The organism is Bacteroides zhangwenhongii (assembly GCF_009193325.2).
Lineage (GTDB): Bacteria > Bacteroidota > Bacteroidia > Bacteroidales > Bacteroidaceae > Bacteroides > Bacteroides zhangwenhongii.
Genome location: NZ_CP059856.1, coordinates 346,730 through 359,960, shown reverse-complemented (window position 1 = coordinate 359,960; position 13,231 = coordinate 346,730). Strand labels below are relative to the sequence as shown.

Annotated in this window: 10 protein-coding genes; all 10 read right to left on the bottom strand. The window is 40.4% G+C overall.

Annotation, left to right across the window (positions count from 1 at the left end; translation table 11 throughout):
- Nucleotides 1-15: 15 nt before the first annotated feature.
- Nucleotides 16-1,044 (bottom strand): glycoside hydrolase family 18, encoded by a 1,029-nt coding sequence (locus tag GD630_RS01515; protein WP_143867605.1) that lies wholly within the window; start codon nt 1,042-1,044, stop codon nt 16-18.
- Nucleotides 1,045-1,064: 20 nt separating this feature from the next.
- A complete protein-coding gene (locus GD630_RS01510) occupies nt 1,065-2,579 on the bottom strand; it encodes a RagB/SusD family nutrient uptake outer membrane protein (protein WP_182505682.1) in 1,515 nt (504 codons plus the stop codon).
- A 116-nt stretch (nt 2,580-2,695) separates the two neighbouring features.
- A complete protein-coding gene (locus GD630_RS01505; RefSeq protein ID WP_238482954.1) occupies nt 2,696-5,845 on the bottom strand; it encodes a TonB-dependent receptor in 3,150 nt (1,049 codons plus the stop codon).
- A gap of 70 nt (nt 5,846-5,915) precedes the next feature.
- On the bottom strand, nt 5,916-5,996 hold the full coding sequence (locus GD630_RS21555) for a hypothetical protein (protein ID WP_394368253.1): 81 nt from the start codon (nt 5,994-5,996) through the stop codon (nt 5,916-5,918).
- A 183-nt stretch (nt 5,997-6,179) separates the two neighbouring features.
- The gene (locus GD630_RS01500) at nt 6,180-7,169 is read right to left on the bottom strand and encodes a FecR family protein (protein ID WP_143867600.1); all 990 of its coding nucleotides are present in this window, start codon (nt 7,167-7,169) and stop codon (nt 6,180-6,182) included.
- 52 nt (nt 7,170-7,221) lie between these two features.
- A complete protein-coding gene (locus GD630_RS01495; protein ID WP_143867599.1) occupies nt 7,222-7,767 on the bottom strand; it encodes an RNA polymerase sigma-70 factor in 546 nt (181 codons plus the stop codon).
- Between the two features lie 341 nt (nt 7,768-8,108).
- Nucleotides 8,109-9,269: a glycoside hydrolase family 130 protein gene (locus tag GD630_RS01490; RefSeq protein ID WP_182505758.1), complete on the bottom strand. Its 1,161-nt coding sequence runs from the start codon at nt 9,267-9,269 to the stop codon at nt 8,109-8,111.
- A 280-nt stretch (nt 9,270-9,549) separates the two neighbouring features.
- The gene (locus GD630_RS01485) at nt 9,550-10,995 is read right to left on the bottom strand and encodes a glycoside hydrolase family 125 protein (protein ID WP_143867596.1); all 1,446 of its coding nucleotides are present in this window, start codon (nt 10,993-10,995) and stop codon (nt 9,550-9,552) included.
- 43 nt (nt 10,996-11,038) lie between these two features.
- Nucleotides 11,039-12,199, bottom strand: a complete 1,161-nt coding sequence (locus tag GD630_RS01480; protein ID WP_143867594.1) for a glycoside hydrolase family 76 protein — start codon at nt 12,197-12,199, stop codon at nt 11,039-11,041.
- A gap of 50 nt (nt 12,200-12,249) precedes the next feature.
- The gene (locus tag GD630_RS01475; protein WP_143867592.1) at nt 12,250-13,200 is read right to left on the bottom strand and encodes an endonuclease/exonuclease/phosphatase family protein; all 951 of its coding nucleotides are present in this window, start codon (nt 13,198-13,200) and stop codon (nt 12,250-12,252) included.
- Nucleotides 13,201-13,231: the final 31 nt, after the last annotated feature.

Genomic DNA, 13,231 nt, shown 5'->3' with positions numbered 1-13,231 from the left:
ATTTACATTAAATAATTATTTACCGGCCGGATTCATAATCTGAATGGCCTGACGTACATATTTGTAATTGACTTCATGTTTTGCGTCATTCTCAATATTAAGAGCACCGACTCCGCCTTTTGTACCGTCTGCCGGATTCCAATAGGCAAATCCTAAGATTGCAGGTATTTTTCCATGTTCTGAATCCGTAAAGTCTCCTCCTCCAGTTTCCCATTTTTCATAATTCACAGCTGGCACATACTGGTCGGGACGAAATTTAGATTTCTTTGCATACCCCCATCCGCTGGTATCTAAATAGCTTGGTGTAGTGGCCTGATAAGACTGATGAATAAAATAGTCAAAATGTTTGGTTGTCTGGTCTGCAATGGAGGGATCCAGTGTTTCACCATCAATTACCAACATTTTTCCTGTTCCTGATGCAGGACCCAGTCTTTTTCCCAGCTCTTCTACTAGAATAGCCATTCTATCGTTATAGCTTGCTAGATTTCCGTGACCACCATAATGTGGCTCATAGTCCAAATCGAAACCGTCAAAATCATTAGCATATACAGAATCGCATATTGCATTTGCATATTTTCGAATTGCTGCTTCATAGGTTGACGGATCATTGTTGTCCCAGCCCCAGAATTTTTCTCTACTTGTTTGATCCGTATTATGCTCTATGGGAGTAATCTCGGCACCGATGTTATTAATCACAAAACTAATTAATACACGTGTCCCTTTTTTGGTCTGCACATGACGCATATCTTTTAGGCGGGCTTCATCCATGTTTTGCCAGCCTCCCCAACCAGCAAAGACTAAATCCAGACTGTCAGGAAGTCCATCTAAATAATTCACTCTGTTAGGACCTTTGGCTGACCATTGTTTAAACCAGCCGCACGAAATTGGATGCTTGCTTTGCTTGTAAGCTCGCAGGTTTTCGTAATATTCATCACTCATTTCAAAAGGTCTCTGTAAGAACAATGCTTCCGGTTCATTTTCACAAGCCTGGAAAACAGTGAATAATACACCTAGTAATCCGAATATTTTTATATATTTTCTCATAATCTGTTATCTATAAATGATTATCTCTCTTTTTTATCCCACCATAGTTTGGTACCACCAGTGTCAGGCCCGCCTAGCAGACTTATAGCTTTGGTTACTTCCACAGTATTGTTATCATACTCTGATTGTGGGAAAGTCATACGCCTTACCTGAAGTTCTGTATCAATTGTATTTCCGCTTTTGTTCACTATTACCGGGAAAACTTTAGGGTAATCTGTGCGTCTGAACTCAGTCCATGCCTCCTGTCCATCGGGAAACATTGCAATCCATTTTTGAGTAATGATTCGTTCCAGTTTTTTCTCAAATCCATCAGACTCTTTCCATGGAATGGTGATAGTAGACAAAGAATGATCTCCTTTTTTAATATCATTACCTCCAACCTGATCGATAAATTCAGCTGGAATTTTGGATTCATTTGTTAGATAATCAGCTCTCATGACAGCTCCCCAGTCCTTGAAAGATAATTGGATACCTTCCTCATATAAATCTTTGGCATTTCCTTTCATTTCTTCAGTCCAACCGCGAAGAGCTCCTTCTGCTCTTAAAAAATAGACTTCGGACACACACATCCATCGAACTGGATTTTCGGCTTCTATGTTGGGTACGGATAACGGTAAATAATTCTTTTTAGCGTTGATTTGAACTCCGTTTCTCACTCCGAAATAATCATTTTTTTTATCCTTGAATGTCGATAGTCTGAAATAAGAAGATATACGGGCATCATCATAGCCGGATAGGAAAGATTGCATATTGGCTCCCATGCGGGTATCGCTATAGTCATCCCAAATTTTCTTTAAAGGGTTGTAGACTGTCAATCCGTTTGCAGAAGCTAATTGTGCATTATCTTCTACGGCTTCCATTACACCGGAGGCTACAGCCTCTTTGGCATATTGTTTTGCTTTACTCTCATTTACATATACAGTATGCATGGCCAGACGGAGCTTCAGGGAGTTGGCAAATTTCAGCCATTTGGTAAAATCACCTCCATATACTAAGTCGTAATTCTTCAGAGGGCGAGCTTCGGGAGTCTTTTCTACAAAATCTTCTATAATTGCGATCGCTTCATTTAATTCTTTGAAAAAAGTCTCGTATACAACGTCTAGAGCGTCATAGGGAGTTGTAATGAGTCCTTTGCCGAATTCGTTATACGGGAGTGGACCGTAATAATCGGCCAAACGGTGCATGGCTGCAACTTTTAGGACCAGAGACAATGCATATTCAATGTTGTTTTTCTCAGCTTTCTCCGAAACCATTTTCCATGCGGGCATAACCTTTTCAAAAGCAACTTTGAAGGCCCTGTCTTTCCATCTTACCTGATGATTCAAGTCATAAAAATTATTTGCTGCAAATTTATCATTGATAGCTCCCATATATCCGGCGAATATATCTCCGGCCAGATTCTGTGCTTCCTGATAGTCACCTGCAGCCGCATCTGTCGGAATAACGTCTCTCTGCATAGTTGTTATGAAACCTCCCACTTTCAGGTTATCATAATTCAGCATATCATCAGTAACTCCATAGTCATTTGTATTCATATCTCTAAACTCACTTGTGCATGAGCTAAAAAAGCAGCAGTAACTCATTACAGAGCATATTGCAATGCCATATTTCAATTGATTCTTTAAATTCATGTCCATACATTTTTGATTAATTAAAAACCAACTTTCAAGCTAAAGCCTACACTTCTTAAGCTCGGTTGCATAAAATAGTCGAATCCTTGATAGTAAGTCGATGTAGAGGCAGACAATTCCGGATCGAAAGGAGCTTTGTTGTGAAACATAAACAGGTTCTTGCCTATAACAGAAAGTGTCAATTTATCAATAATATTACCTAACCATTTTTTAGGAAATGTGTAACCGAGTGAGAGTTCCTGCAAGCGCACATTGGTAGCACTGTATACATATTGCGAGAGGATACCGGTATTGCCTTTGCCTACTACTTCATAGTAATCGCGCGCGTCGATAGGATTGTTGCCATTCAAAGGTACTCCACCGTTGTCACGTGCTATAGCCGATGCTTCGGATACTCCATAGCGGTCCATTATGGCTTGTGTGGCTGATACTCCCACGCCACCGATACGAGCAGTAATCAAGAAGCTTAGGTTCACCCCTTTCCACTCAAATGAGTTGTTGAATCCCCAGTTAAAACGAGGGGCGGCACTACCGGCTTTGATCCAGTTATTGGAATCTTCTGAAATGGCACCGGTGGCAGGATCCATATAGATATATCCTTTTTCATCGGTCCGCAGACCTGATACGTAAATATCGTTCATCGTTCCTCCTTCTTTCAGAATCATTTTGTAAGAACCTTGTGGTTGGAAGGGTTCTATCTCATTTACTTGGAGTTTTTCTCCAGTTAATGGATTTACTGCGTCATCCGGTAAAAGTTCTTTTATTTTATTACGGTTCATCGTGAATGTAATACCGGAGCGCCAATTCACAGGTCCTAATGCTTGTTTGTATACAAGGCTAGCTTCAATTCCCCAGTTATTGACTTTTCCTCCATTCAAATAGAACTCTTTATATCCGGAGCTGGGAGGCATTGTGAATGTGAAGAATTGGTTATAAGTATTGGAGTTGTAATATGTTGCGTCAATTGAAAGTTTGCCGTCAAACAATCGTAAATTAATACCCGTTTCGAAAGATTTTGTCCGTTCTGGCTTTAAAAATGTCGCGGGCACGTTAGGCAACGTCTCCAATATACCTTCATTGATATTATAAGTGGTGTTGGTAACAAATCGCTGTGGGGCATTACCTACCGCACTATAAGAAGCTCTGATTTTTAGGAATGAAATTTTTGCTTTTGATAGGTCAAAGAATTCGGTCATGACTGCTGACAGTCCGACTGAAGGATAAAAGAATCCCTTCTTTTCATGGTCGGTAAAAGCCAAAGAAGAATACCAGTCGTTACGTCCTGTTACATCCAAAAAAATACCACTTTTGTAACTTAGCTGGGCAGTACCGAATACGGCTTGATTGTTTTCTTCATATCCACTTTGAATAGCGTGTGTATCTGCTCCTCCTTTAATAATATTAGCGAAGATAAATAGGTTAGGAACTGTTTGTAAGTGTCCTTCATATCCGCTTACTTCTTTTTTCGAAGTAGAGAAATTGGCACCTAAATTAAAATTCATTCCAAAATCTCCGAATTTACGATCGAAATTAGCAATTATATCACCATAAACGTTCTTATAGTCAGTCTTTTGTTGCATATAGTTACCTTTGTCCGAAGCAAAAAGTAGGTCTGTTGAGGCAGAAAGTTTTCTTTCATACGTGTCTCCTGCATTATCCATGCGCAGACGACCAGTGATATTCAATCCGTCCATGATGCGATAACGTAATGTTCCTGAAAAGATATACCGGTCTTTTACATTTTCAAATCGTTCCCGATTCATAATCCAGAATGGGTTTTGCATCGACAAGTCTTGAACTCCGTACTCCCAATATTGAGTCTTGAAACCACGCTCGGGGTTATAGCGTTCATAAAGCTTATACTTTTCAATATCATCACCACGGGGGAATAAATACAAGGGGATCAAAGGATTATGATACTGACCTTGTGACATCATATTCTGGCTAAAGCTTTTGATATAAGAAGCGCTAAAATCAAAAGTGAGCTTATCTTTAATCAGCTCAGCTGTATTACGAACAGTCAAATTGTAGCGGTTATACTCATTATTGGGAATAATACCCCTTGCATTAGTGGCAGCTACAGAAATATAGGTCTGGTTTCTATCAGTACCGGTAGACACACTCAAAGAGTTTGTTTCTGTAAAGCCAGTTTGGAGATAATCAAAAGGATCATACGTAGAAGGAGTTTCCAGTTGGTTTCCCCAACTGCTGAATTGTCCTTCTTCAGAACCGTATGTGTTTTGGAATTTAGGTTTTACAAAAGGAGTCATAAATTGTGTGTCATTGCTGTAATTCACTTTAATCTTTCCTTCTTCTCCTTTTTTAGTTGTAATAAGAATGACTCCATTTGCACCTTGTGTTCCATATAAAGCAGCTGCTGCAGCACCCGTCAAAACAGAAACGCTCTCGATGTCATCAGGGTTCAGGTTGGAAATACCATCACTGTCGCCGCCATCCGGATTTTCATAAAATGATTCTGTCTGATCTGTTCTCATGGAAGAGAGAGGAATGCCATCTAATACATACAGTGCGTTATTGTCACCAAACAAAGATTTGGTACCACGCATGACAACGCGAGTAGATCCCCCAATACCTGATGCACTTTGATTGATGGTCACACCAGCGATTTTTCCAGATAAACTATTTACAAAGTTTGCGTCTTTCACTGCTGTCAAATCAGCAGATTTCATTTCCTGTACATTGTATGTCAATGATTTTGTCTCACGTTTAATACCCAGGGCAGTTACAACAACTTCGTTAAGAAGCTGATTGTCTTCAGACATAACAATAGACAGGTTTGAATTATTTCCTATAGCAATTTCCTGTGCGGCATATCCTATATAAGATATATCCAGCATATCTGTTTCTTTGGCCGATAGGGAGAAATAACCATCCATATCAGTAATGGCACCAGTGGGCTTACCTTTTATTTTTACATTGACTCCAATTAAAGGTTCACCTCTTGAATCTACAACATGTCCCGTTACTTTTTTGTCTTTACTATCTTTAACATTCTTCTCGGGGACAATCATAATGTAATCATCCTTTATTATATAAGTAAAGCCGGTTTTTTGAAGGATATTATTCAGGGCTTGTTCTAAAGGTTGATTCTCAATGTTTAAAGAAATCTTTTCTTTGGGAAATTTAGAGTCATTATATGCAATAGACATATTAGACTGTTTTCGGACTTCCGTTAAGGCAGTCTGCACTGAAATGTTTTTTCTTATTATAGTTATTTTACTATTTCTTTGTGCGTAAATATTCATCCCTATTAATAGTAGGAGAATAATTAAAATGCTTTTTCTTGCTGTTTTTAGATATAAATTCATATCTTAGTAGCGTTTTTAGTGTTAAACTTATGGTATTCTTCGCAGGTTACAATAGCAGTTTACTGCAGTTTTAAGACTAGATTCATTTCATATCCGGAGAAGGTGGGGCCTCTTCCGGATACTTTTTTTACATAGGCGTATCCGATTTAGTAGTTAAACAATTAAGGTAAGTGCCTTATTTCCAATAGATATAACAACTGTTTTCTTTTAAGTGATAATCAAATTCACCGATGACTGTCTGCATTACTTCCAGTACCTCTTTTATATTTGCATTTTCTTTGAATACAAGACTATATCGGTCTTGGCTAATTTCCTTTCTTGAGGTATGGAATGCTATTCCGTAATGGCGTTCCAATGTTTGTATTATTTCATTGATAGTGGCTTTGTTGAGTACAATTTCTCCACGTTGCCATGCAGTTACGTCTGCTACGTCTGTCTCAACTAATACACTCTTCAATGTGCTTTTAGTATATACCACTTGTTGTCCTGGTGTCAAAATATAATTTGTGGTATCATTACAGTTCACTCTCACTTTACCCTCTAATAGGGTAGCAGTCAGAAGGTCTTCTTCCGGGTAAGCTTTTACATTAAATTCGGTACCCAAAGCAGTGATTGCCATATCGGCAGATCTCACAATGAATGGTTTTTCTGGATTTTTGGCAACCTTGAAATCTGCTTCTCCCAATAAGTAGACTGTGCGGGTCTTGCCTTCCAAATTTTCAGGGTAGAATATATGAGAACCGGAATTCAGATGAATGGTACTGCCATCAGGAAGAGTTATTATTTCTCTCTTTCCATTTTTAACATAGTGCTCTATCATTGCTACAGCATCTTTTTCGATATGGCTTTCTGTAAACCATAAAGTACCGGTGATTGATAAACAGATGATGAAGACAGCGGCAGCAGCATATCTCCATATCGGTAGGCGGTTTATTTTAATTATAGGAGCTGGTTGCACACCAATCTTATCTAGTACTTGGCGGAATGATTCTTCTGTATTTTTATTAGTATTGCTTTTAGTCTTACGCCACAATTTGCGAAAGACCTCATCTTTTTCTGTTGCAGAATTATCACTTATCATCCAGCGATAGAAAAGATTGGTTGTCCGTTTTGAATAATCAAAACGAATGAAGTTATTTACTATTTTTTCAAAGTTACTTTTCATGTATCTAATTCAAGTGTTTATATATAAGAGACAACTTGCTATACACACATACTTAGTCTAAATAGAAAAAAAATAGAAATAAAATGATTTTTTTCAAATCCTGGAGAGATTTATAGATATGATGCTCTACTGTACGGACTGAAATATTAAGTTTTTCGGCAATTTCCTGGTTGCTTAGGCCTTCTTCCCGGCTCATGGTAAAAATACGCCTGCGCTGTTCGGGCATGTGTTCCAGAGTCATTTGCACTAGAAGTTGGAGCTCATGAATCCGAAGTTCATCGTCCGGCTTTGGTAATTCCTGCTCGGATATTTTCATTTTTTCAGCAGCGATTTCCAGATAGTCAAGTTCTACAATTCGATGTTTTAGAAAATTGTAGATATGATTTCTTACTATGGTATAAAGATAGCTATCCATTTTCTCGCGATTCATCCATAGATCTGGCTGTTCCCATAGTTTTACAAAAATGTCTTGGGCTATATCTTCTGCATCTTCTTCCGATTTCAGAAGTTGCCAGGCGAAAATTTTTACTTTGGGGAAATTCTTATTGAAAAAAGTTCGAAAATGTACTACTTTGTCTTCTACATCTGTAATAGCCATTGTGTTTTATCCTTTGCTTTTATGGTTAACAAGTAAACTACAACTATAAAATTAGAGAGTTTGTGGCAAAGTTACAGATTTAATATTCAAATCAAAAATTTCACTATCAATTTAATTGAAATTTGTTTTAGGGGATATTTTATGATCTTGAAGTCGATATTGGAGAATTGTTCATTCTAAATTGAACAGTAGTTTTAGGTTTGTATGTTCTTCTATGGCTGTTTATGCTTGTTTCGTATCTATTTAATTGTAATTTGTGTGGAGCCATCTTGATAAATTGAAATCAGGTATTGACCGCTAAATTAGCAGATATCAATACCTGATTTTCGATGTTATATTGATTATGGCAGCGGATCAGCCTTTGCCGGCCGTTTCGGATCATAAACGGCTACTCCTACTTTAGAGTCAGCACAACCATAATACAAATACCATTTGTTTTTGAAGTAGACCATTCCTTCGATAAATACGGTTCCATCCACATATTGCCCACTCTTTTCAAAGCTGTCCATCGGGCGGAAGAACGGTTCGTCGAGACGGGTGATAAAGCGGGTAGGATCGTTGGCGTCGAAGAGTGCTTGTCCGGCAGCATAGACATTGGCGGTATAGCGTTTGTCACCTCTTCCAGAATGGTTCTTACCATTATAAAGGAGGACAATACCTTTCGGGGTGTAGATAGCAGGAGGTCCACATTCGGTGAGGTGACTGTCGAAATAGCCGTCGCGGGGGGAGAATAATTTCTTCAGAGAACCGTCAATGTTTACAATCGGTGTCCAATTGATCAAATCATCGGAAGTAGCTGCAAAGACATGCTCTTCTCCCCAGTACATGAAGTATTTCCCGTTGATTTTCTTGATGAGCTGTTTCCCTTTAACAACTTCGGTCAAGATAGAGCCGGACTTACAACCCAAGTTGAAGAACTTTCCATCATATGCTTTGGCAAAAGCGGGACCATGTTTCGTCCATTCTTTCAGGTTACGGGAAGTTGCTACGGCCAGGCGGGGAATGTGGCGGTTCCATTGTGTATACATCATCACATATAATCCGTCTTCTGTGACTGCTACTCGAGGATCTTCGCAGCCACCCGGCCATTCCAGTTCTTTCTGCGAATCAGTGTCGGGATAGAATACAGGTGCTTTTTCTCGTTTAAAATGGGTGCCGTCGGTGGAAGTGGCATAGCCGAGACGGGAAGTACGGTGGCCGATACCGACTCCGGATTTGTCTTCTGCGCGGTATAACACAACAATCTCTCCGTTGTAGAGTGTGGCTGCCGGATTGAACGTATCGTTTGATTCCCAAGCGATGGAATCTTTGGTTAACGGACAATAAAACTTAGTGTTTTCAATAGGGGAGATTACCGGATTCACATTCTTTGGGCGTTCAAAACCTCCGAAAGCCCAGTCGGGTAACTGATTTTCTTTATGTTGGGAGGACTGTCCGTGAATGGTACAGGTCATCATAGTCGTAACAAGTAGGAATAAAAAAATTGGTTTCATATTGCTTATTGTATATTATTTAATCGTTGTTCATATTATATAGGTTATTCCTTTTTTAGAGGACAGATATTCTCTACATACAAGTTAGAAAATAAATAAATGCTGTCATCTGTCACATGATCGGGTGCAAATGATTGATCCTAAATATATTATTATGTGACAGCATGGTGTGATAGCAATGTGACGATTATGTTGCTGTCACTTTGTTCAAGATTGGGATTCTATTACTTTTCTGCAATGAAGATACTGTTACTTCATAAGCAGAATCCGATAAGAAAGTAGCAGGAGCCTACCGGATACTATTCAGTAAATTGACCTTTCCTTCATTGACAAGCTTTAGAATCAGTTCTCCAAACAATGTATTTTGCCATGCAAACCATGCTCGGGTGAAGTTTTTGGGATCATTTTTATGGAAAGATTCGTGCATGAAACCTGTTCCGGCATCCGTATCCATCAGCATTTTGATACAAGTCTTGATTTCCGCATCGTTCTGGCTGGTAAATGCTTTCATCATGATACTCATAGGCCAGATCATGTCATATCCGATATGTGGACCACCGATACCTTCGCCGGCCGTACCTTTGAAGAAATAAGGATTGTCTTCACTCCAAACAAATTTGCGGGTATTCTGGTAAATCGGATCACTCACTTTGACATCCCCCAGATAAGGCAGGGCGATAAGGCTCGGCACATTGGCGTCATCCATTAACAGCTGATTGCCGAAGCCATCCACCTCAAAAGCATAGATCTTACCATATTTCGGATGATTGTAGACAGCGTACTTTTTCAAGGCTTTCTCTACTTTGTCTGCCAGTGTGGTGCATTCTTTGGCTAAAGCCGGCTTTTTATTAACGGCATTCAGAATCTCGGCAGCTTTGCGCAGGGAAGTAACGGCAAAGAAGTTAGACGGAACGAGGAACTGGAAAGTCGTGGCGTCATCAGAGGGACGGAAAGCGGAAGCTATCAGCCCGACCGGTTTCACCGGGTTACCCCAACCGTCGTTTGTCATTGTGTCAAGTGCGCGTTCCGTTTTGCGTTGGAAACGATAAGGACCTTTCGGATCTTCTTTTCGTTGCTGTTCCTTAAACGTTTTCAGAACCTTGGCGATGGCTGTAAGCCATTCGTCGAAGAATATACTGGCGTCTCCCGTTGTCTTCCAGTAATGATAAGCGAGCCGGATAGGATAACAAAGTGAGTCGATTTCCCATTTACGTTCATGCAGTTCGGGCTTCATGTCAGTAAGGTCGCTCATCCATTCGCCCCCTTCGGCATTCATATTGAAAGCATTGGCATACGGATCGATGTTAATGCATTTGAACTGGCGGTTGATAACGCCTGCCAACATCTTTTTCAGTTCCGGGTCTTTGTTGGCGAGTTGCACGTAAGGCCATACTTGTGCTCCGGAGTCACGCAACCACATGGCATGGATATCACCTGTATACACAAATGTGTCGTCTTTCCCGTCAAAATGGACAGTGGTATCCAATGTGTTTGGAAAACAGTTCTCAAACATCCATGCCAGTTTGGCGTTAGTCAGCAATTGCTTGATATGCGCAATCTGTTCTTCTACGGCTTGTGAGACAAACAGGCGTTTGGCAGCTTCCGGACGATTACTCCGGTAATTATTGATTTTCGTATTGTCTTGTTGGATGACTATTTCACTGTTTGCCATCGCTTGTGCGCTGGTTGCGCCAAACAGTGCTATAGATAAACCTATGGCTTTTGTTATATTCATGGTAATTGTTTTAAAATAAATGATGAATGAGTAATGAATAAGGTTAATTTATTTCGGCAAAAAACTCAATGAGGCAGGCATTGTCTAGCAACCATTTATACGGTTCTTCTTTGTGCCCCGACCAATCTCTTCCTAATAGTCCGTTTTCATCCCGATAGTTTTCCCAAGCATGAAGTACATTTTCCACCATCGCATTGACATAGGCAGGATTCTTGTCAATCTTATATAGAGCTTTCAACCCTCTGAATAAGATAACGTTAAACCAGGCCATGTCTTTGTGTACCTTGAATGTCGGATCTTTCTTATCAGCTTTTGTACGGAAAAATGTGTCCGTTCCTGCAGCCGTTTGCTGAGCGTCACGCAAGTACTGCTCGTCTCCTGTTTCCTCATAAAGTAGTACGCCTGCCTGAATCATTTGCCCGCTGTTGTAAGCATATTTTTCTTTGGCGATATTTCCTTTCAGGTTGATATTGTCCCAATAGAGATGATCGTTGGGATCGGAGAGATTTTTCTTTGTCCAAGCATAAGTCTCTTTGGCTTTTTCCAGATACTTGTTGTCTTTGGTCAACCGGTACAACTTGACACCCAGCACCGCAGACGGTGCATTGGAACAAGTGTGCTTTCCCTCTTTCTGCTGTTCACACCAGAAGATTCCACCACCCAGTTCGTCGCTCCATCCGCTGTAGATGTATTGATACAAGGCAACAGCCTTCTCCAGATAAGCCGGATGATGAGTGAGACCGTAATAGTCGCAATAATCCAAAGCAATCCAGATGTTATCATCATAATAGCGTCCGTGCTGTCCGTACTTGGTAAGATATGACTGATAACAAGCCGGTTGGCGGCTGTCGTCCCAATACTGGTTCATTCCTGCGAGAATTCTGTTTTCTAGTATTTTCTTGTACTTTTTGTTTCCGGTGGCCTTGTACAGCGCCACACAACCCGACATCATTCCTGAGTAAGGCCACAAGAAAGAAGCTTTTAGCATTCCGTTTTGTTGCATACCTCCCGCCAGGTAAGTGATTTTCTGGTCGGGGTTGACGGGATAGGTCTCTGTGAGCAGCCCGTCTGCGGTATGGTATAAATTCAAGACATTGTTTAACACCGAGTCGGCAATGGAAAGATAGCGATTATTCTTCGGTGTCTTTCCGATTGCGGAAGCAAGGCTGAACAACATACATACGAGGATACATATATTTTTCATGCGAATATCAGGTTGTGTGGTGAAACTTTCCGGTTTGTTTGCTGAAAGGATTATTTCTGCCGATGTTGGTCAAACTCCAGTTCTACCTTTACAGGGAAATGGTCAGAGGGAGTGCGAGCTTGATAAACTTTGATGTCGATTTCTTCCGGGCAGTCATTGGCGTTCTTTTTTTCACCATTGCCTACGATACTCCGGTAAGTATCCGTCAGTACACCATATCTTTTCACATGGAAAGAAGGAGAAACGAATACATGGTCGATACGGCTTTCTGTAAAGCTGTTCGGATCGAAATCATTGAATGTTCCGTTGGTCGCATAACGGAAATCGCACTTCTCGTATGAGTCGCACAATACACCTTTGCTTACGAAAGCGTCGTATGACTGATGAGTTTGGTCGACATTGAAATCACCGGTCAGGATTGCCGGAAGATTTTTACCTTTGCCGAGTTCTTTCATCTTGTCTTGTACAAGAAATGCACTTTCTACACGGGCTTTCTTACCGATGTGGTCCATATGCAGGTTGAAGAGCAGGAATTCAAAACCGGTATCCTTACATTTGAAATGTCCCCAACTGCAAATACGCGGCAATACGGCATCCCAACCTTTACTCGGTACGTCGGGAGTCTCCGAAAGCCAGAAGTCCCCCTTTTCTATAATATCGAATTTGTCGGTACGATAGAAAATAGCGGAATGTTCTCCTTTCTCTTTACCGTCATCACGCCCTACGCCGATGTAATCATATCCGGGTAATGCTTTTTTCATATCTTTCAATTGATGGAGAAAGCATTCCTGCGTCCCGAAAATATCGAAATCGTGGTATTGTACTATTTGGGCGATGACCGGATAACGTTGCCCCCAACCGTTTCCACGAGCTGAATCGCTGCCGTTGGCATTTCTCAGATTATAGGAAGCAACAGTAAGCGTAGTAGGCTGGTAGTTGCTGTGGCAAGCACAAAGGAGCGCCGAAACAAGGACAATTAGTAAAAGGTTTTTAAGTTTCATGTTTTTATGGTTTGTATAATAGATTTCTTGA

Excerpts from the sequence above, each read along its gene's own strand:
- GD630_RS01505 (WP_238482954.1), bottom strand. The coding sequence starts at position 5,845 with ATGTCTATTGCATATAATGACTCTAAATTTCCCAAAGAAAAGATTTCT.
- GD630_RS01495 (WP_143867599.1), bottom strand. The coding sequence starts at position 7,767 with ATGGCTATTACAGATGTAGAAGACAAAGTAGTACATTTTCGAACTTTT.
- GD630_RS01485 (WP_143867596.1), bottom strand. The coding sequence starts at position 10,995 with ATGAATATAACAAAAGCCATAGGTTTATCTATAGCACTGTTTGGCGCA.
- GD630_RS01510 (WP_182505682.1), bottom strand. The coding sequence starts at position 2,579 with ATGAATACAAATGACTATGGAGTTACTGATGATATGCTGAATTATGAT.
- GD630_RS01500 (WP_143867600.1), bottom strand. The coding sequence starts at position 7,169 with ATGAAAAGTAACTTTGAAAAAATAGTAAATAACTTCATTCGTTTTGAT.
- GD630_RS01480 (WP_143867594.1), bottom strand. The coding sequence starts at position 12,199 with ATGAAAAATATATGTATCCTCGTATGTATGTTGTTCAGCCTTGCTTCC.
- GD630_RS01475 (WP_143867592.1), bottom strand. The coding sequence starts at position 13,200 with ATGAAACTTAAAAACCTTTTACTAATTGTCCTTGTTTCGGCGCTCCTT.
- GD630_RS01515 (WP_143867605.1), bottom strand. The coding sequence starts at position 1,044 with ATGAGAAAATATATAAAAATATTCGGATTACTAGGTGTATTATTCACT.